Annotated in this window: 17 protein-coding genes; 4 read left to right on the top strand and 13 right to left on the bottom strand. The window is 31.2% G+C overall.

Features of this window, described 5'->3' with window-relative positions:
- Positions 1-88 precede the first annotated feature (88 nt).
- A complete protein-coding gene (gene aceB / locus MHM83_RS15805) occupies positions 89-1,684 on the bottom strand; it encodes a malate synthase A (protein WP_239180817.1) in 1,596 nt (531 codons plus the stop codon).
- 155 nt (positions 1,685-1,839) lie between these two features.
- Here aceB and MHM83_RS15800 point away from each other — a divergent pair, with 155 nt between their 5' ends.
- Genes MHM83_RS15800 through MHM83_RS15785 form a run of 4 tightly spaced genes read left to right on the top strand, consistent with a single transcriptional unit; the run spans position 1,840 to position 7,807 of the window.
- Positions 1,840-3,318 (top strand): helix-turn-helix domain-containing protein, encoded by a 1,479-nt coding sequence (locus MHM83_RS15800; RefSeq protein ID WP_047789106.1) that lies wholly within the window; start codon positions 1,840-1,842, stop codon positions 3,316-3,318.
- A 58-nt stretch (positions 3,319-3,376) separates the two neighbouring features.
- Positions 3,377-5,020, top strand: a complete 1,644-nt coding sequence (locus tag MHM83_RS15795) for an acyl-CoA carboxylase subunit beta (RefSeq protein ID WP_047789107.1) — start codon at positions 3,377-3,379, stop codon at positions 5,018-5,020.
- 15 nt (positions 5,021-5,035) lie between these two features.
- Positions 5,036-7,027 (top strand): DUF3352 domain-containing protein, encoded by a 1,992-nt coding sequence (locus MHM83_RS15790; RefSeq protein ID WP_239180815.1) that lies wholly within the window; start codon positions 5,036-5,038, stop codon positions 7,025-7,027.
- Between the two features lie 57 nt (positions 7,028-7,084).
- A complete protein-coding gene (locus MHM83_RS15785) occupies positions 7,085-7,807 on the top strand; it encodes a YebC/PmpR family DNA-binding transcriptional regulator (protein WP_047789109.1) in 723 nt (240 codons plus the stop codon).
- 277 nt (positions 7,808-8,084) lie between these two features.
- Here the strand turns inward: MHM83_RS15785 and MHM83_RS15780 are convergent, their stop codons facing one another.
- The 12 genes from MHM83_RS15780 to MHM83_RS15725 all read right to left on the bottom strand — a co-directional run bounded on the left by MHM83_RS15780 (position 8,085) and on the right by MHM83_RS15725 (position 19,845).
- Positions 8,085-9,860, bottom strand: a complete 1,776-nt coding sequence (locus MHM83_RS15780; RefSeq protein ID WP_239180813.1) for a vWA domain-containing protein — start codon at positions 9,858-9,860, stop codon at positions 8,085-8,087.
- Positions 9,861-9,959: 99 nt separating this feature from the next.
- The gene (locus tag MHM83_RS15775; protein WP_239180812.1) at positions 9,960-11,015 is read right to left on the bottom strand and encodes an AMP-binding protein; all 1,056 of its coding nucleotides are present in this window, start codon (positions 11,013-11,015) and stop codon (positions 9,960-9,962) included.
- A 13-nt stretch (positions 11,016-11,028) separates the two neighbouring features.
- Positions 11,029-11,946 carry a CPBP family intramembrane glutamic endopeptidase gene (locus tag MHM83_RS15770; protein ID WP_239180810.1) on the bottom strand — a complete coding sequence of 306 codons (918 nt, stop codon included), beginning with the start codon at positions 11,944-11,946 and terminating at the stop codon, positions 11,029-11,031.
- Positions 11,947-11,948: 2 nt separating this feature from the next.
- Entirely contained in the window at positions 11,949-12,986 is a 1,038-nt protein-coding gene (locus tag MHM83_RS15765) for an o-succinylbenzoate synthase (RefSeq protein ID WP_159491497.1), read from the bottom strand.
- An 11-nt stretch (positions 12,987-12,997) separates the two neighbouring features.
- Positions 12,998-13,516 carry an SRPBCC family protein gene (locus MHM83_RS15760; protein ID WP_159491499.1) on the bottom strand — a complete coding sequence of 173 codons (519 nt, stop codon included), beginning with the start codon at positions 13,514-13,516 and terminating at the stop codon, positions 12,998-13,000.
- A 28-nt stretch (positions 13,517-13,544) separates the two neighbouring features.
- The gene (locus MHM83_RS15755; protein ID WP_159491501.1) at positions 13,545-14,222 is read right to left on the bottom strand and encodes a metal-dependent hydrolase; all 678 of its coding nucleotides are present in this window, start codon (positions 14,220-14,222) and stop codon (positions 13,545-13,547) included.
- A 4-nt stretch (positions 14,223-14,226) separates the two neighbouring features.
- A complete protein-coding gene (locus tag MHM83_RS15750; RefSeq protein WP_047789116.1) occupies positions 14,227-15,045 on the bottom strand; it encodes a DUF4349 domain-containing protein in 819 nt (272 codons plus the stop codon).
- A gap of 22 nt (positions 15,046-15,067) precedes the next feature.
- On the bottom strand, positions 15,068-16,027 hold the full coding sequence (gene menA, locus MHM83_RS15745) for a 1,4-dihydroxy-2-naphthoate octaprenyltransferase (RefSeq protein WP_255724883.1): 960 nt from the start codon (positions 16,025-16,027) through the stop codon (positions 15,068-15,070).
- Positions 16,028-16,115: 88 nt separating this feature from the next.
- Complete coding sequence (locus MHM83_RS15740) at positions 16,116-16,520, bottom strand: hypothetical protein (protein WP_047789117.1); 405 nt, start codon at positions 16,518-16,520, stop codon at positions 16,116-16,118.
- A 98-nt stretch (positions 16,521-16,618) separates the two neighbouring features.
- Positions 16,619-17,398 carry a (Fe-S)-binding protein gene (locus MHM83_RS15735; RefSeq protein WP_073183794.1) on the bottom strand — a complete coding sequence of 260 codons (780 nt, stop codon included), beginning with the start codon at positions 17,396-17,398 and terminating at the stop codon, positions 16,619-16,621.
- Positions 17,399-17,469: 71 nt separating this feature from the next.
- Positions 17,470-18,789, bottom strand: a complete 1,320-nt coding sequence (locus MHM83_RS15730; RefSeq protein WP_047789119.1) for a 4Fe-4S dicluster domain-containing protein — start codon at positions 18,787-18,789, stop codon at positions 17,470-17,472.
- A gap of 90 nt (positions 18,790-18,879) precedes the next feature.
- Positions 18,880-19,845 carry an MlaD family protein gene (locus MHM83_RS15725; protein ID WP_047789120.1) on the bottom strand — a complete coding sequence of 322 codons (966 nt, stop codon included), beginning with the start codon at positions 19,843-19,845 and terminating at the stop codon, positions 18,880-18,882.
- Positions 19,846-19,852: the final 7 nt, after the last annotated feature.

The following is a 19,852-nucleotide window of genomic DNA, read 5'->3' as shown; positions in this document are numbered from 1 at the left end:
TTAAATGTTGCCGCATTTTTGAGGGCTTTTTTCTCGATAATCGAGATTTAAATATTCAAGTCTAGTTTTTAATTTAAATTGCTTTTCTCTATAAATATTTATATGCCGGTAAGGTTAAGAACTCTACAAATTCTTTGTTTAAAATCAACTTGTCAAATAATTGAATAGCTAACTCAAACTTTCCGTTATTGTATCTGTCTTCACCTACATAACTTTTTATTTTTTTTAATTCTTCTTTTTTAAATTGCTCATACATTCCCTCTGTAAACGTTCTACTATCTTCAAGCATTACGTTTTTATGTAACCATTGCCATACTTGTGTTCGAGATATTTCAGCAGTTGCTGCATCTTCCATTAAATTATACAAGGCAGCTGCTCCTTGTCCCATTAACCACGACTCTACATACAAAATACCAACATTGATATTTTCTCGTATTCCTTGCTCAGTAATAGTACCTTCTGGTAATTCTACTAAATCTTTTTCTGTAATTGTTAGATCTTCTAGCTTTTTATCTATCTGATTCGCATTGGGCATTGTTGTATTAAAAACGTCCATTGCAATTGCTACTAAACCAGGATGCGCCACCCAAGTTCCGTCATGACCATTCCTAACTTCTTGCTCCTTATCTTTCTTAACCTTTGCAAAAGCTTCTTTATTTAACGCTTCGTTATTCTTTACTGGAATTTGTGCTGCCATTCCTCCCATAGCATGTACACCTCGTTTGTGACACGACTGAATAACTCGTAACGAATACGCCTTCATAAATGGGCTACTCATGGTTACTTGTGAACGGTTTGGCACAATAAAACCAGAATGATTTCTGAACTTTTTAATGTATGAAAAGATATAATCCCAACGACCACAGTTTAAACCAGCCATATGATCTTTTAACTCATAAATAATTTCATCCAACTGAAAACTTGCCGTAATTGTTTCTATTAATACTGTTGCTTTAATGGTTTTTTGTGGTACCTCCATATACTCTTGTGCAAACACAAAAACATCATTCCACCAACGCGCTTCTTTGTAATGTTCTAGTTTAGGTAAATAAAAATAGGTTGCACTCCCCTGTTCTCGTAAGGTTTTGATATTATGGAAAAAGTACAATCCAAAATCAACCAAAGAACCTGACATTTCTACACCATCAATCAACAAATGTTTTTCATTTAAATGCAATCCTCTTGGTCTTACTAACAAGGTAGCTACTCTCTCATTTAACTTGTAGCTTTTATCTTTTGCAGTGTTGTAAAATGAAATTGTTTTATTTACTGCATCTCGTAAGTTTACCTGACCATCTAAAATATTTTGAATTGTAGGTGAATTACTATCTTCAAAATCTGCCATAAACGTTTTTGCTCCAGAATTTAATGCATTGATAATCATTTTACGCTCTACTGGCCCTGTAATTTCTACTCTCCTATCTAACAAATCTTCAGGTAACGGAGCACATACCCAATCGCTCTCTCTTATCTCTTTCGTTTCCAAAGGAAAAGAAGGATAGTTTCCTGCATCAAAATAAGCTTGTTCGATTTCTCTTTCAGCTAATAATTGAAGTCTTTGAGGATTAAATTTTTCTTGAAGTTGAATTAAAAATGCTTTGGCTTCATTGGTCAAAACACTTTTATACTCGGTTTGATCAAAACCTACACATTGAATTTCTTTTGCTAAAACATCTTGATTCATATCTATTTATTTTTTACTTATTGATTGACAGTTCAATATTAAAAAAAAGAACTCAAACAAAAAAGCGAACGTTCGCTAAAAATATATAAATTACAAATTTTTATTAATTCGCTAATTTTTATACCTTTGAATTACGAATATTTTAATAAAACACATTGGAAGAAGAATATATCAGATTAGTTTTTGGGTTAAAACTGAAACAAATACGTACAGATAAAAACCTATCACTCTTTGGATTAGCTAAACTAACAGGATTATCAAAATCGTATTTAAACGAAATTGAGAAAGGAAAAAAGTATCCAAAAACTGATAAAATTGTTATTCTTTCTGAGAAGCTAGAAGTACCTTATGATCATTTGGTATCTCTAAAATTAGATAAAAACCTAGCCCCTATTGGTGAAATTTTACAATCGAAAATTTTAAAAGAGATTCCTCTTGACCTATTTGGTATTAAAGAAAATAATCTAATTGACATCATTGCCAATGCTCCTGCAAAGGTTAATGCTTTTATAAGTACCATTATTAAGATTTCTCAAAACTACAATTTAACAAGAGAAAGCTTTTTTCTTGCTGCATTACGTTCGTACCAAGAAGCACACAACAACTATTTTGAGGATATTGAAACAAAGGTTACAGATTTTATTAAGGCTTATCAAATCAATCCAAACAAACCTATTTCTTCAAAAGACTTAGAAGAAATTTTAATTGAAGAATACGGTTATACGATTGATAGCGAAGAACTATCTAAACATCAAAAATTATCTGAATTAAGAAACATCTATATTCCAAAAAACAAAACACTTCTTATATATAACGATATAAACGAAGCACAGAGAACATTCATTTTTGCTAAAGAAATAGCTTATAATTATTTACAAATTGAAAACAGGTTATATACATTTCCATGGATTAAATTTGACAGTTTTGATGAAGTATTAAATAATTTTGTAGCTTCTTACTTTGCAGGTGCTTTAATTATTCCGAAAGATGATTTAATTCAAAAACTAACACAACTTTTTTCTTTAAAAACTTGGCAACCTATACAATTGCACAAAATTATTAGAAGTTATAATTGTTCAGACGAAACGTTTTATCAACGTTTAACGAACATTTTACCAAGACATTTTAATATTAAGAACCTCTTCTTTTTACGTTTTACTCATAAAGAAGGTTCTCTGGCACATAGACTTTCTAAAGAACTACATATTACACAACAACAGTCTCCTCACGCCAATCGTAACAATGAACATTATTGCAGAAGATGGATTGCCATTAAAACAATTCAGGATTTAGAAGTTTCAGAAGAAAAAAAATCTGCTTACGGAATTCAAATTTCTTCGTACGAAAATTCTCAAAAGGAGTATTTAGTTCTTTCTGCAGCTACTGCCGATCCTTTTAAAGAAAAAATTAATCGTAGTGTTAGCATAGGTATGTTGCTTTCTCCACACTTAAAAAGAAAACTTCATTTTTTTAATGAAGATACTTTCACTAAAAAAACAGTAGGTGTTACTTGTGAAACATGCGCAGTACAAAACTGTAATGAACGGGTGGCAGAACCTTATATTTTACTAAAACAATCTAGAAATAAAGAAATAGAAAATACTGTTGAAAACATCATTCAATCGTACACCTAAACACCTTGTTTTGTACGTTGTTTTTCTTATTTTAGCACACGCAAACAAATAACTTACCATGGATCTTAACTTCAACAAAAACGAAGACCACAATAAACTTTTAGTATCAGATTTACGTAGACGCTTAACCAAAGTTAAATTAGGCGGTGGACAAAAACGTATTGACAAACATCATGAGAAAGGAAAATTAACAGCTCGTGAACGTATTGATTATTTATTAGACGATAAGTCTAAGTCTATCGAAATTGCTGCTTTTGCAGGTGAAGACATGTATCAAGAACATGGTGGATGTCCTTCAGGCGGCGTGGTTGTAAAAATGGGATATGTTAGCGGTAAGCAATGTATTGTTGTTGCTAACGATGCTACCGTAAAAGCGGGTGCTTGGTTCCCTATTACAGGAAAGAAAAATTTAAGAGCTCAAGAAATAGCAATTGAAAATAAACTACCTATTATCTATTTGGTAGATTCTGCTGGGGTTTATTTACCAATGCAGGATGAAATTTTTCCTGATAAAGAACATTTCGGAAGAATTTTTAGAAACAATGCGGTAATGAGTAGCATGGGAATTACCCAAATTGCTGCTGTTATGGGAAGTTGTGTTGCTGGTGGTGCTTACTTACCTATTATGAGTGATGAAGCACTTATTGTAGACAAAACAGGAAGTATTTTCTTAGCGGGTAGTTATTTAGTTAAGGCCGCTATTGGTGAAACTATTGATAATGAAACATTAGGTGGAGCAACTACACATTGTGAAGTATCTGGGGTTACCGATTATAAAGCAAAAGATGATAAAGATGCTTTAGATACCATTAAAAACTTAATGGATAAAATTGGAGATTATGACAAAGCTGGATTTAATCGTAAAGAAGCTTTTCCTCCAAAAGAAAATGAAGATGATATTTTCGGAATTTTACCAAAAGCTCGTAATGAGCAATACGACATGATGGAAATCATCAAGCGTTTGGTTGATAATTCTGAATTTGAAGAATACAAGGCAGGCTATGGTCAAACCATTATTACTGGATATGCTCGTATTGATGGATGGGCAGTAGGTATCGTTGCTAACCAACGTAAAATTGTAAAATCAAAAGGAGCAAAAACCAAACCTAGCGAAATGCAATTTGGTGGGGTAATTTATAACGATTCAGCTGATAAAGCTACTCGATTTATTGCCAACTGTAACCAGAAGAAAATCCCGTTAGTTTTCTTACAAGATGTTACTGGGTTTATGGTAGGAAGTAAATCTGAACATAGCGGAATTATCAAAGACGGAGCCAAAATGGTGAACGCTGTTAGTAACTCTGTAGTTCCTAAATTTACGGTAGTTATTGGTAACTCTTACGGTGCAGGAAATTACGCTATGTGTGGTAAAGCCTATGACCCTCGTCTTATTTTTGCATGGCCAAGTGCTGAACTAGCTGTGATGAGTGGAGCCTCTGCTGCCAAAGTATTACTACAAATTGAAACAGCTGCTTTAAAGAAAAAAGGAGAAGAAATTACTCCTGAAAAAGAAGCTGAATTATTTGATAAAATTAAATCGAGATACGATAATCAAATATCTCCTTACTATGCTGCTGCAAGAATTTGGACTGATGCTGTAATTAATCCTCTAGATACCAGAACATGGATTTCTATGGGAATAGAAGCTGCTGACCACGCTCCTATTGAAAAGCCTTTTAATTTAGGAGTTTTACAAGTTTAAAACACAGAAAACAGCATGAAGAGGAAAGTGTTTTGGGGCATTATTGCCCTTGTTATAGGCTTTGTAATCTATCAAGTGTATATTTTCACCTTATCTGAAAATGATAATATCAAGTCTATTTACCTAGTTCCTGATGATGCTGTTTTCATAGTTGATACTGAAAGACCTATTGACACTTGGGATGAAATAAGCTCAAGTGAAATTTGGACGCATCTTCAAAAGAATCAACAAATCAATAAACTATCTGAAGGCCTACATAGTTTAGATGAAACTTTTAAAGCAAAAAAGGAAATTTTTGACTTTATTGGGGAACGTAATCTGGTTATTTCAGTACATGTATTTAGTCCTAGAAAATATGGGTTATTATACGTTGCGGATTTACAAAAATTCTCTAAACTTATTTTTCTAAAAAGAGCTATAAGTAATTTGGCTGGAGAAGACTATAAGGTAACAAAACGAGTATACAAAGAACACGAAATTATAGAACTGTATAATAAGAAGACTAGAGAAACTTTACACCTTTCTTTTATTAAAAACCAAGTTATAGCTTCTTATACTCACCTTTTGGTTGAACAATCAATTGACCAATACTTGAATCCTGTTATTGGACGAGATATAAATTTTATAGAAATAAAAAAAAAAACAGATACTGATGGATTTTTTAATATCTATTTACAACATAAATATCTAAAAGATTATTTAAATTGTTTTACCAGTTCTAGCAATTTAGATTTTTTAAATAAAGAAGCATTCTTCTACTCTGGTTTAGACATATCCATTGTGGAAGGAGTTATCGTTCAAGCTACTGGTTACACAAACGTTGACACTAATTCACAAACTTATTTAAAGGTATTACAAAAGTCTGGGGCTGGTAAGCGTAGCGTTGCTAAAGTAGCTCCAAAGAACACCTCTTTATATCTTAGCTTTGCTTTTGATGATTTTAAAACATTCAATAGTAATCTAGAGAAACTCCAACAAGAAAATCCTGCTGATTTTAAGGTGTATTCTGATCAACTTTCGATGATTGAGGATAAGTTAGACATTAATGTTTTTGAAAACATTTATAGTTGGATTGGTAGTGAAATAGCTTTAATTCATTTTAACACTGAGCTTTCAAAAAACAAGAAAGATATCGCTGCTATTATTAAAGCTGATGATATTGATGATGCTAAAGAAAATCTTCAGCTTGTCCTTTCAAAAATTAAAGAAAATACCCCTTTAAAATACAAGCAAATCGATTACAGAGGTTATCCTATTAACTTTTTTGATTTAAAAGGATTCTTTAAAATGTTAGCAGGAAACATGTTTTCTAAGATGGAGAAACCTTACTTTACCATTATTGATGATTTTGTAGTTTTTAGTACTAGTCCAAATACTATTAAAGAAATTATTAACAACCACTTAATAGGATACACCCTAGAAAACTCTGAAAAATTCGATGATTTTAATTATCATTTTGAGAAAAAATCTAGTGTCTTTGCTTATGTAAACACTCCAAATTCCTACAAAGATCTTTTAAGTTTAGTTGATAACAAAACTCGACGTGAACTTCAAAAAAACAAACCTTATATTACTTGCTTTTCACAAATTGGAATGCAGCTAATTGCTTCTGATGACTTATTTGAAAGTAATATTTCTCTTGTTTTTGAAGATCCTAAAAACATTGATATAAACACTAAAAAAGATAAAGAATTAAGAGAAAAACTACTATTAGAGTTAGCTCCCTACAAAGATTCTACAAGTACTCAAAATTCCACAACATTTTTTAAGCTTCCGCCAATACATCCTTCTGACCTAAGCGCTAAATCATACAAAGAGTTTTATAAAAACGGAAAACTAAAATTTGAAGTTGATTTAGAAGATGGCTTAAAAGGTGGTTCTTATAAGTCCTTTTATGAAAACGGAAACGTAAAAGTTAAAGGGCATTATAAAAATGATAAACAAAGTGGAACTTGGAAAGCTTATGATAAACAAACAGGTGATGTAATTTTCAAAAAACATTTTTAATTGCAATATTTTATAGCATTAGTTACATTTGCCAAGCAAAATTAAAACAGAATACACATGGGAAGAGCATTCGAATTTAGGAAAGCAAGAAAGATGAAACGTTGGTCAGCTATGGCTAAAACCTTTACTCGTATTGGTAAAGATATCGTTATGGCAGTTAAAGAAGGTGGTCCAAACCCCGAAACCAACTCTCGTTTACGTGTTGTAATTCAAAATGCAAAGGCTGCCAACATGCCTAAAGATAATGTTGAGCGCGCTATTAAAAAAGCATCTGATAAAAGTACTGAAAACTATAAAGAAGTATTATTTGAAGGATATGCTCCTCACGGTATTGCTGTTTTAGTAGAAACTGCTACTGATAATAATAACCGTACAGTAGCTAATGTACGTGCTGCTTTTAACAAGTGTAACGGAAATTTAGGAACTTCTGGATCAGTTGCTTTTATGTTTGACCACGTGGTTAACTTTAAAGTAAAAGAAGATTCCTTAGGAATGGATTTAGAAGAGTTTGAAATGGAAATGATCGACTTTGAAGTGGAAGAAGTTTTTGCCGACGAAGAAGATAGTTCGGTAATGCTTTATGCTCCTTTTGAACAATTTGGCGCTATTCAAAAATATTTAGAAGAAAATAATATTGAAATTCTTTCTTCGGAATTTGAACGTATTCCAACAACCACTACTGCGATTTCAGAAGAACAAAAAGAAGAGGTAAACAAGCTTTTAGAAAGACTGGAAGAAGACGATGACGTAAACAATGTCTACCACTCTATGGAAGAATAACAAACATCTTCTTATTCAAAACATATAAATCCAACGATAAAAATCGTTGGATTTTTTTATATATTTATCTCAACCAAACTTCTCACTATTACTATTTTCTACAAAACAAAAGAATCGAATCAATAGAAATAAGCATATAAAGCAAACTTTACAAAACAGATAAAGAAGAAAACTACAATGCTTAACGATTCGGAATGAGTTTAGCTGATTATAAAAAAGCTTTTGACGCTAAAGATTTTTTAGAAAAAACAGGGCATTTAACCCTGTTTTTTTATTCTTAATTATACGTTTTTACTAATCTAACGAACTCTGCTTTGTAACCATCTTTATCCTCTCCTATTTCTCCCTCTGTCAAACTAAGTACATCTTCAATTTTTGTCTTATTTTTAAATTTTGATTTACTTAATTGCATTCCAAATAAAGCTACTGCTGAAATAAAATTCATATCATTCGTTGGTGCCAATACTTCATTTTTAACCGTTTTTACCAACTCTATACTTTTAGTCCCTTTTGGTAATTTATACCTAAACTTCACCGTTAATAATTCATTATTAAAACTATTTAATTGTTTATTTTGAGTATACTTCAATTTGGGTAGTTTCTTCAAAAATTTACTTTTTACTCCTACAGGAATTACTTCATACAATGCTGTTACTGTATGACCACTACCTAACTCACCAGCATCTTTTGTATCATCTACAAAATCTTCATCATTTAACAATCTGTTTTCATATCCTATTAAACGATATGCTTTTACTTTTTCTGGATTAAATTCTACCTGAATTTTCACATCCTTTGCAATGGTATATAAAGTACCCCCAAATTCTTTACCAAATACCTTTTGCGCTTCTTGCATAGTGTCGATATACGCATGATTTCCATTTCCCTTATCTGCTAAAATTTCTAATTTATCATCTTGGTAGTTTCCGTAACCAAAACCTAACACTGATAGAAATACTCCTGATTTTCTTTTTTCTTCTATTAACTCTTCCATTTCAGCATTGGTTGAAGCTCCTACATTAAAATCACCGTCTGTAGCTAAAATAACTCGGTTATTTCCATCTTTTATATAATTTTCCTTTGCTAGTTTGTAAGCTAACTCAATTCCTTCGCCTCCTGCTGTTGAGCCTCCTGCTTCTAATTGATTCAAAGCCTCTAATATTGTTTCTTTTTCATTTCCTGATGTAGGTTTTAAAACTACCCCTGCTGCTCCTGCATATACAACAATTGCTACTTTATCTTTTTCTCTTAACTGATTTACCAATAATTTAAAAGCAGATTTTAATAAAGGTAATTTATTATGATCTGACATAGAGCCTGAAACATCTATCAAAAAAGTTAAGTTTGATGCTGGTAAATTTTCTTGTTTATACTCTTTTCCTTTTAATCCAATTCTTATCAACTGAGTGTCTTTATTCCATGGAGTCCTAACAATTTCTGTAGTGATTGAAAAAGGATGTTTTCCTTTAGGTTGCGGATAGTTATAATCAAAGTAATTAATCATTTCTTCGATCTTAACTGCTTCCTTTGGTACTTTTTGACCGCTATTAATCATTCTTCTTATATTACTGTAAGAAGCTTTATCAACATCAATAGAAAATGTAGACAAGGGAGAGTTTACAGGGCTTCTGAAAATATTTTCACTTCTTCCTGCATAAGAATCTCTATTTTCAATTTGATTATGTCCTCTAATGCTGATAGCTCCAGTAGAAAAAGCCTTTTTACCTTTTAAAGTACCATAACTTGTCACTACAACTTCATCTAATACATTGTCTCCCTTCATTACAACATTTATTACCGGACTTTTTCCTACTGTTTTCATCTCTGTTTTCATTCCTACAAAAGAAAACACTAAAACATCTCCTTGTGTAGCTGAAATAGAGTATTTACCATCAAAATCAGTTTCAATTCCAATAGTAGTTCCTTTTACCACAATAGTAACTCCTGGTAACGGACCTGATTCATCTGAAACTACACCTGTTATTGTTCTTTGTTGTGCTGCAAGTGCTATTGAACTCAACAATATCATTGCATAAAATAGTTTTTTAAACATAGTTTTTCGTTTTAAAGTTTACATAAAACTAGCTAACACTATATTTTTATAAAACTATAAATGAGTAAACAAGTTTATTAGAAAAGTGAACGATACTTTTTAGTGAGGTAAAGTTTTAGCGAGTGTTTTTTTACGTTGGATTTTTTGTGTCTCCGTTTCTATGAATTTATCCACAAAATAAACTGCTTTCGGAATTTCATACTTCGTAAGCCCCAATAGATTTCTAACTTCGTTTGAAATAGCGTCGTTTTCCTCTCCTTCTACTATCAAAACTAGCTTCTCTCCTAGTTTTTTATCGTTGATACCTGCAACAAAAAAGCGATTTGAAATAATTTTAGAGAGTTTTTCTTCTATTTTCTCTGGATGTAGCTTTACTCCTCCAGAGTTAATCACGTTGTCATAACGTCCCAACCATTCAAATTCGGTATCAGAAATCAAACGAATTACATCGTTTGTTATGATTTTTTCTTCAGCTACTTTTGGAGCATCAATCACTAGGCAATTTCGATTGTCTTGAGAGAGTTGTACTTTAGGGAGTGTCTTATAGTGAGATTTCTCACTATCGTTCGAAATAACATTGTTTAACTTTTTAACAGCAATGTGTGTAATTGTTTCTGTCATTCCGTAAGTAGCGTAAATTTCAGTTGATTTATTTTGAATAGCTTCAATTAAATCATTTGCTACAACACCACCTCCTACAATAAGCTTCTTTATTTTATCTATATCTCCTAAAGAGCTTCGTAATTGTAAAGGTACCATCGCTGAAAATTCATACTCTTTTAGAATTTCAACTTTAGATGTTGGAGCAACCACATCCATACTCCACCCTAAGGTTAATGCACGAACTAACATCATTTTCCCAGCAATATAACCAGTTGATAAGCACAATAAAGCTGTAGTATTTTCTTTTAATCCAAAAAAAGTTCCAGTGGCTTTTGCTGAGTTTATCATAAACTCTTTTTTCAACCGAATCGGTTTAGGTTTTCCCGTAGAACCTGATGTTTTTACTACTACAAAATCTTCTGCATTAAACCAATCTGATAAAAATTGATATACGGAATCGTTTATAGTCTTCGAAAAAGTCAATAATTCATCTTCATTAGAAAAAGACTTTCCGTTTAACTGAAAACTATTATGAAAGTTTAGATTGTCCACTTTATTTGGAGTACTATTTTGTTGTTATTACCGGCTTCTCTATGTTACCAAATAGTTTTTCTTTCCAATTTTTCCAGCCATATTTTTTTTGTAATATTATAATATATAGTGGATAAATTAAAAATACTGGAATTATCATTTGAAACACTAAATTAGGTTCTGAATAATCAATAAACAAAGCATCTGTTTGAAAAACAGCCCAATTTGAAGCTACTAAAATAGCCGCTGCAATATTATTTGCTGCATGAATTCCTAAAGCTAATTCTGTTCCTTCATCTAACAACGTAATAATACCAAATAAAAAACCTGTACCAATATAAAACCCCATAATTCCGTAACCTAATTTGGATACCTCAGGATTTAAAATATGCATAAAACCAAACAATACTGAAGTTACGATAAGTGGAACCCATCTAGTATTAGTTAAAATTCCAATTCCTTGCATTAAATAACCTCTAAACAACAATTCTTCTAACGATGTTTGAATTGGAATTAAAATGATACAAATCGTTAATAATAGAAAAAACGGAACTGGTTTAAAATTCCACACAAAATCTTCAGGAGCTAATAAATAACCTATCAAAAGAAAAAACACAGTTATTAAAAACCAAGTAGTAAATCCATAAAAAAAACGGTTCCAATCTACTCTTTTCCTACTCGTTATCAATGAAGTAATTGATCGTTGATGTAAAAGTTTTACAAAAATTAACAATAATATCATTAATACTGCGAATGGTATTAGACTTTCAAGTAAAAAAATATTTTTATTCCCTTGAAAATTAACAGTTTGACCCATTAACTCATTATATACTTCTGGTAATAAAAAATAAATGGAAAAATTTAATATAAATGGTGACATTACTATCAAAACTATTAGCAACCATCTCCACCAGCTATTTTCTCCTTTATATGCTTGTTGTATAAAATTCATTGTTATATATTAAAGTACCATTTTTTGTTTGTATTGTATCCCAAACTTCCATTTGAAACTTCCAACGGACTTTCAAAATTGTTGGTAAACAAACTACCTGTTCCTAAACCTTGCGGCAACGGATTATTTAAGGTATGCGTCCATTGTGCTATTGCATTTAGCCCTATATTGCTTTCCAAAGCACTGGTTATCCAATTACCTGCGTTATGGTTGGATGCTATTTGAATCCATTCGTTACTTCCTTTAAACCCTCCTACCAAACTAGGTTTTAAAATAATGTATTGAGGTTGAATTGTAGCTATACATTTTTCTTTCTCTTTTAAAGAAAATACACCTATTAATTCTTCATCAAGCACAATTGGTAATGGAGTTTTTTCACATAAACTTGCCATTTCTTGCCATTGTCCTTGTTTTATTGGTTGCTCTATAGAGTGTAATTCTAACTCAGATAGTCTTTGTAACTTTTCTAAGGCACTTTGTGGCAAAAATGCTCCATTGGCATCTACACGAAGTTCTATTTCCTTGGCTGAAAATTCTTTTCGTATTGATTGTAACAAAGCTATCTCTGTATCGAAATCAATCGCTCCTATTTTCATTTTTATGGTAGTAAAACCTTGTTGCAACTTATCTTTTATTTGTTGCTGCATAAAGACTTTATCTCCCATCCAAATTAATCCGTTTATAGAAATTTGTTGTTGTCCTTTAGTAAAGTCAGAAGGAAATAATTCAAACGGTGTTTTGCTTTCTAAGGATAAAAATGCTTGTTCTAATCCAAACTGTATCGATGGGAACTCTATGAGTTCAAATAATAATTTCTCTAAGCCAGAATTAATATTGTTACACACCCACTGTAATTTCTCTTCATAATTAGTTTTATCATCAGCACTTAAACCTCTGAACAAACCGCATTCTCCAAAACCTTTCTTTCCTTCTTTTTCTAAAATTATAAACCAAGTTTCTTTAGTTCTTAAAATTCCACGAGAAGTACCACTTGCTTGTTTAAAGTTTAGTAAGTATTTATGGTAGGTAGCTTTTATCAATTGTAAATATTTTAGTTATGAGTTTCAGAAACTTTTTTAAAGTTCTCTAAATATTGTTGACTCATTTTTTTAAGAGCTCCTTTAAAGTACGGGAATAAACAACTCATTATATACGATTCACTAATACAGGTAGTAGTTTGTAATATCTTAGTTGAGTTTCCTTCTGAAGTAAATGTATAATCATCTGTTTTTAGCATATTTTCTGCATCAAAGTGAAGAGTAAGTTTTTCATTTTCTTTATATGCTAATACTTCTTCTGTCATAGTTACCAATTTACCTTGATTTTCAACAACTACTTTATATTTACTACCTATTTTATTAGGTTGTTCTTCTAAAATTTCAATTGACTTCACCTCTGGCATCCATTTTTTCATCAATTCTTCATCTTGAAAATCCGAAAAAACTTCATTCACTGGCTTATTAATTATTACTTCATTGGTATAAACAACTTCTTGTACTACTAGTCCTGTTAAGAAAAATGCAAGAATTAAGACTGTTATTACTCCTAAAATTATTTTGATTTTTTTCATATATATAATATCCCCATAAAAGGGCTACTTAAATAGTTATTGTTTGTCCGATTTCTAAAATCACTAATTCTTTTTTAGCTTGTGAGAACTTTTCTTTAGCTTCTTCTATATCTATTTTTATAGGTGGAAAGGTATTGAAATGACACCCTATCACCTTATCACAAATTACCAAGTCACTCGCTATGATAGCATCATCTACTCCCATGGTAAAATTATCACCAATCGGAAATATTGAAGCTGTTAAGTTTGTTGACATCGGTATTAGCTTCATATCCATAGTTACTGCTGTATCACCAGAAATATACAAGGATTTTTCTCCTGCTGTTACTACAAACCCTCCTGGTTGCCCTCCATAACTTCCATCTGCAAATGAAGAAGTGTGAATAGCATTTACATACTTTGCAGAAAACACATCATTTTTATATGTACCTCCATGATTTACTGGGTGTCCCTTGAATTTTTTCGTTTCATAATACATTACTATTTCGTAATTAGATATTATTGTAGCTCCAGTTCTTTCTGCTATGCGTTCCACATCCAATACATGATCTTGATGCGCATGTGTAAGTAAAATATAATCTGCTTTTACTTTATCTACATCTATATTTGAAGCTAGAGGGTTTCCTGTTATAAAAGGGTCAACTAATACGTGTGTTCCGTTAATTTCAATACCAAAACATGCGTGACCGTAAAAAGTAATTTTCATGTATTTATTCTTTTCGTTTAATTCGTTTCTTTATGAGTATTATTAATAAAACTATTAAAAGTATAAATGGCCAAATGTTTACCAAACCGATAAAAAACCATTTTATATTGTCTATTCCGTTGGCAAAAGCATCTGCTATACGTCTTCCAAAAGTTTTTGAATAAGCTTTACTTACTTCTTCTTTATAAAATCGAATTGTTAGGGTTGAGAAAGACACTTGATTTTGTAAGTATTTCAAACGTCCTTCCATCGATTCAATATCAGACCTTACATTTGTTAATTCTCGCTCAACTTCTAAAATTTCTTTTACTGAACTAGCCTTTTTTAGTATTTCGCTATATCGTTGTTCTAATTCTTTTTTTACCTTCAAACGTGCTTGTACATCCAAAAATTGCTCTGTTACATCGTTAACAGAGATATTCTTATTATCAAACCTTGCTACTTTTGATGAAATCTCATTTAAAAAAGTATCAAAACTTTCTGAAGGAATTCGAACCGTTAAATTTGAAGTAATATTTTGAGAAGATTTGTACTCGTTATCAGCAGAAATGTATCCGTTATATTTTTTTACTGCTTGCTCTATATAATTTCTTGTTTCTAATAAATTATCTGTTTCAAAAGAAATATCTCCTGTTTTAATAAGTTTTCTTTCAATTGTTACTTCTTTGTTCTCTGATGCAACTTCTGATGCTTCTACAATTTCTTTGGTAATGTCAAAATTTCCTGAAGTTTTAAGCTCTCCATAAGAGGTTGGATTCGCTCCTTTACTATTACAGCTAATAAATAATAGAAACGTTCCGAAAAAAACTAAAATAGTTCTCATAGTGTTAAATTTTCTTGGGAAGTTACAAAATTTGACCTAATCCGAATAAAATTGAAAATAAAAAGGTACTAAGAGCTACTTTTTTTAACTCTCCATCTAACAAGGTTTCTTCTTTGTTTTTATAGACAAAAACTAAATGTTTTAGTAGAGGAATATAAGCTATAATAAATAAGAATTGATATGGTGATTTAAACGTAATTACCGTGTACAGTAATGCAACTATAAAAGACGCTACAATTAAAAAGTAATGATACATTTTTGCAGATTCTGCTCCCATTTTTACCACAAGCGTATTTTTTCCTGATACCGCATCATTCTCTCTATCTCGCATATTGTTTAAGTTCAATACCGCTGTACTCAACAATCCAACTGTAATTGCTGGTAAAAAAATGATAAAGTTCAATTGTTTTGTATATAAAAAATAGGTTCCAACGACTGCTAACAATCCGAAAAAGACAAAAACAAAAACATCTCCAAATCCGCTATAACCATAAGCTGATTTCCCAACGGTATATTTTATAGCTGCTACTATTGAGGCGATTCCTAACCCAAAGAAAATTATAGAATATAAAAAATTATCCTTTCCAAAGGAAACATAAATTAGTAGTAGCGCAATAATGGTTGTAATGACTCCCGTAACAATCATTGCATTTTTCATTTGTTTTGGAGTAATCGCTCCTGAAGCGACCATACGTGCTTCTCCTTCTCTTTCATTATCCGTCCCTTTTACACCATCTCCATAATCATTAGCAAAATTAGATAGTACTTGAAAACCAATAGTGGTTAGTATAGCAAGTAAAAATATATATATTGAAGGAAAAACCTCGATATGTTTAACTTTAAAATATGTTTTATCAACAACATCAAGCTCAGCTAATGAAGTTTGTATAGGTTGCCAAACCCCTAAAAAACTTCCTAAAATAATTCCTGAAACCGATAAGGGTAATGTACGTAAACGTGCTGCTTTTATATAGTTTTTCATTGAGATAATATGATTTTCAAAGATAAGTTTTTTAGACATAAAAAAAGGAAAGCTAAGCTTTCCTTTTATCTTCAACTATATGAATCGTTTATTTATTTACTACAGCATCAAAACCTACTTTTGTTCCTGGTTTATCTATAAAATATTCTCTTTTGTCTACCAAAACATTATCTCTAAGAATTTCCATTGTTATTGTATAAACACTAAAATTATCTGTGGCTTTATCTTCATATTCAAAAGCTAAATTAGCTGCAAAATTAATTTCATCTGTATACGATTTCTTATAAGGAAAAACATTAGTTGTTATAGTGTTATCATACTTAAAGAAACCTGATTCTAGAAAAACAGTTTTAATTCTTCCATTGTTGTCATTACTTGTACTTGTAATATTAAATGTTATTGTTGCCAAGTTTCCATTTCCGTCAAGAGATAAATCGGTGTCATCACACGATATTAATAACACTAAGCATAAAAAGGTAAAAAGGTGTCTCATTCTTTTTTGTTTTCGAATTATTTTTCAACAAACTTACTACAAAGAAAAAAGTGTGCTACTCTCGTAACACACTTTTAAGAAAACTTTATATTTCTTTACTAAAGGTTATTTGCTTCTGCAATTAACTCTGCAATGTCTTTTACTTGTATTTGCGATTCTTTTTCTTTGAATTTTACACCGTCAGTCATCATGGTATTACAGTAAGGACAACCGGTAGCAATAATTTGTGGATTTGTTTCTAAAGCATCTTCTGTTCTTAACACGTTAATATCTTTATCTCCTCTTTCAGGTTCTTTAAACATTTGTGCTCCTCCAGCTCCACAACATAATGCTGTTGACTTATGACGTTTCATCTCAGTCATTTTTACTCCTAAACGACGAATTAATTCACGTGGACTTTCATATACATCATTTGCACGTCCTAAATAACATGGATCGTGATACGTTAAACGCTTACCGTTTAAATTTTCATCTTCAATAGTTAAACGTCCTTCTTTGATTAACTTGCTAATATATTGAGTATGATGATATACTTTATACTTTCCTCCTAATTCAGGATATTCATTTTTTAATGTATTAAATGAATGCGGATCGCAAGTTACAATTGTTTTTATTTCGTAAGCGTTTAAAATTTCAATATTAGTAACAGCTTGCATTTGAAATAAAAACTCATTCCCTGCTCGTTTTGCTGCATCTCCTGTTGAACTTTCTTCGGTGCCTAATACTGCAAAGTCAACTCCTGCTTGTTGTAATATTTTTACGAAGGCTCTTGTTATTTTTTTTGCTCTATCATCGTAACTTCCTGCGGCTCCTACCCAAAATAACACTTCAGGTTGTTTTCCTTGAGCCATCATTTCTGCCATTGTTGGTACTACCATAAATTGTGAGTTTTTAAATTATGACTTACGCTTTATTTCTTACTCGTAATTCATAATTAATTATTAAAAAATTATTCTTCGTCTTTCCAGTTTAATCTATCCATTTGACTATACTGCCATGGTGCTCCGTTATTTTCAATATTGGTCATCATCATATTTAACTCTTGCGGAGCTGCAGATTCTTCCATTACTAAATAACGACGCATATCCATAATAATAGATAATGGATCAATACCAATAGGACACTCTTGTACACAGGCATTACAACTTGTACAAGCCCATAATTCTTCTGGTGTTATATAATCATTTAATAATTGTTTTCCATCGTCTTTAAATGTACCTCCATTTGCATCAATATTTTTTCCTACTTCTTCTAAACGGTCACGTGTTTTCATCATAATTGCACGTGGTGATAATTCTTTTCCTGTTAAGTTTGCTGGACAAGATGAAGTACAACGTCCACATTCAGTACATGTGTAAGCATTCATTAACTGTACCCAATTTAGATCAGTCACATCAGAAGCACCAAATTTCTCAGGTTCTCCTTCTTCTTCTCCATCTTCAGGCATAGCATACGGATCAGCATCTGGATCCATCATCATCTTTACCTCTTTTGTTACAGCTTCTAAATTATTAAACTGTCCTTTGGGTTTTAAATTTGCATAGAATGTATTTGGGAAAGCTAGTAATATATGTAAATGCTTAGAATAATATAAATAGTTTAAGAATATTAGAATTCCTATAATGTGTAGCCACCAAGCTGTTTTCTCAATAGTGTGTAAAGATTCATTAGAAAAACCATCAAACCAAGGAGCTATAAATTGAGAAACTACATTTCCTACTCCAGCCTCCTGAAAAGTAACATCTGTAGCATTCATTACTAAGAATAAACTCATTAACACCATTTCAAAATATAGAATAATATTTCCATCATTCTTAGGCCAACCTTCCATTTCTTTATTCCAAAAACGTTTCACTTTTTCTATATTTCTTCGGAACCAAAAAATCGTTACAGATATTAAAACAAGTACTGACAATACTTCAAAGTTTCCTATTAAGAAACCATATAATGTATTTCCTATTATTGGTTGAAAAACACGATGTGTTCCTAATAATCCATCAATAACAATCTCTAACATTTCGATATTGATTAGAATAAACCCAACATATACAACAACATGTAAAATACCTGAAACAGGACGACGTACCATTTTATATTGTCCTAAAGCTATTTTAGCCATATTTTTCCATCGTTCTGGCTTTCTATCAGTTCTATCTACATCTTTTCCTAATTTAATGTTTCGTATTAGCTTACGAACATTCATTACAAAATACCCTATAGCTGCAATTAAAATAATTGCAAAAAAGAGGTTTGGCAAGTAATTCTCCATTGTCTTTAATTAATTTTTTTACTCTATTTATAACTATTTACTTCTTCAGTTTTTAAGAGGTTATAGAATATTTTTTAGTTGTTGTTTTATTTAGTTGTTACTTGTATTGCTTTGATTGTTTTCTTCGTTATATGGTTTTGGCTTTTTTCCGAATAATGAGAAATGTACAAAACGTTTTGGGTTTAATTTCATTTCTCTTAATAGTTCTTCTAATTCTTTTGAGGCATTTGTTAAATTAGTATACATTTTATCATCAGTCATTAACTTTCCTAAAGTTCCTTTTCCTGATTTCATGTTGGCTAACAAGCCATTAACATTTGCAAGAGTTGCTTCAAGCTTTTTTACCGATTCTCCTAAATTAGCTTTCGCTAAATCATCAGATACTTTTGAAAAGTTATCTGTAATTTTTTTAGTATTCTCAAAGGTTTTATTTAAATTTTCTTTATTATTTGCCAGTAATGTATTAACCGAAGCTAAAGTTTTACGTACATCATATATGGTACCTTCTAAGCCTAATATACTTCTATTTAAGCTTTTTCTTGATTTTTCATCTAATACTTGATTAAACCCAATAAGTAAGGAATCTGCTCCTACTAATACGTTTTCTAATTTAGCTTGAATGGGGTTTAATTTCTCTCCAACAGATGAGAATATGTCCGATTCAACTTCTCCGTTTAAGTAATCTCCTGATTTTGCTACTTCTCCGTCATACTTAGGCACAATTGCTAAGTTTTGCCCTCCCATTAAGCTTGCCGAATATATTTTAGCGATACTGTTTTTAGAAAAATTAAAGTCAGTGTCTAATGAAATTTTCACTATTAAATTTCCTTTTTTATCTGGGTTTTGATTGAAACGAATTTCATCAACTTTTCCAACTTTCAATCCATTAATAGTAACTGAACTTGCTTCATTTAGACCATTGATATTATTGTACTCTACAAAAAAGTGCCTTGTGTTTGCACTGAACAAATCTTGTCCTTTTAAGAAATTATAACCCCAAATAAATAGTGCAATAACAACGACAGCAACAATTCCTGTTTTTAGTTCTTTAGACATAGAATAT

Source organism: Tenacibaculum sp. Mcav3-52, from assembly GCF_022347665.1.
GTDB lineage: Bacteria > Bacteroidota > Bacteroidia > Flavobacteriales > Flavobacteriaceae > Polaribacter > Polaribacter mesophilus.
The sequence above is the reverse complement of the archived record's forward strand: the minus strand, read 5'-3'. Positions and strand labels throughout refer to the sequence as shown.

Bases quoted from the DNA above. Each gene is read 5' to 3' on its own strand.
- menA (WP_255724883.1), bottom strand. From the start codon at position 16,027: ATGAAAAACTATATAAAAGCAGCACGTTTACGTACATTACCCTTATCG.
- MHM83_RS15770 (WP_239180810.1), bottom strand. From the start codon at position 11,946: ATGAATTTTATACAACAAGCATATAAAGGAGAAAATAGCTGGTGGAGA.
- MHM83_RS15785 (WP_047789109.1), top strand. From the start codon at position 7,085: ATGGGAAGAGCATTCGAATTTAGGAAAGCAAGAAAGATGAAACGTTGG.
- MHM83_RS15755 (WP_159491501.1), bottom strand. From the start codon at position 14,222: ATGAAAATTACTTTTTACGGTCACGCATGTTTTGGTATTGAAATTAAC.
- MHM83_RS15780 (WP_239180813.1), bottom strand. From the start codon at position 9,860: ATGTTTAAAAAACTATTTTATGCAATGATATTGTTGAGTTCAATAGCA.
- MHM83_RS15790 (WP_239180815.1), top strand. From the start codon at position 5,036: ATGAAGAGGAAAGTGTTTTGGGGCATTATTGCCCTTGTTATAGGCTTT.
- MHM83_RS15725 (WP_047789120.1), bottom strand. From the start codon at position 19,845: ATGTCTAAAGAACTAAAAACAGGAATTGTTGCTGTCGTTGTTATTGCA.
- MHM83_RS15795 (WP_047789107.1), top strand. From the start codon at position 3,377: ATGGATCTTAACTTCAACAAAAACGAAGACCACAATAAACTTTTAGTA.
- MHM83_RS15735 (WP_073183794.1), bottom strand. From the start codon at position 17,398: ATGGTAGTACCAACAATGGCAGAAATGATGGCTCAAGGAAAACAACCT.
- aceB (WP_239180817.1), bottom strand. From the start codon at position 1,684: ATGAATCAAGATGTTTTAGCAAAAGAAATTCAATGTGTAGGTTTTGAT.
- MHM83_RS15750 (WP_047789116.1), bottom strand. From the start codon at position 15,045: ATGAGAACTATTTTAGTTTTTTTCGGAACGTTTCTATTATTTATTAGC.
- MHM83_RS15730 (WP_047789119.1), bottom strand. From the start codon at position 18,789: ATGGAGAATTACTTGCCAAACCTCTTTTTTGCAATTATTTTAATTGCA.
- MHM83_RS15760 (WP_159491499.1), bottom strand. From the start codon at position 13,516: ATGAAAAAAATCAAAATAATTTTAGGAGTAATAACAGTCTTAATTCTT.
- MHM83_RS15740 (WP_047789117.1), bottom strand. From the start codon at position 16,520: ATGAGACACCTTTTTACCTTTTTATGCTTAGTGTTATTAATATCGTGT.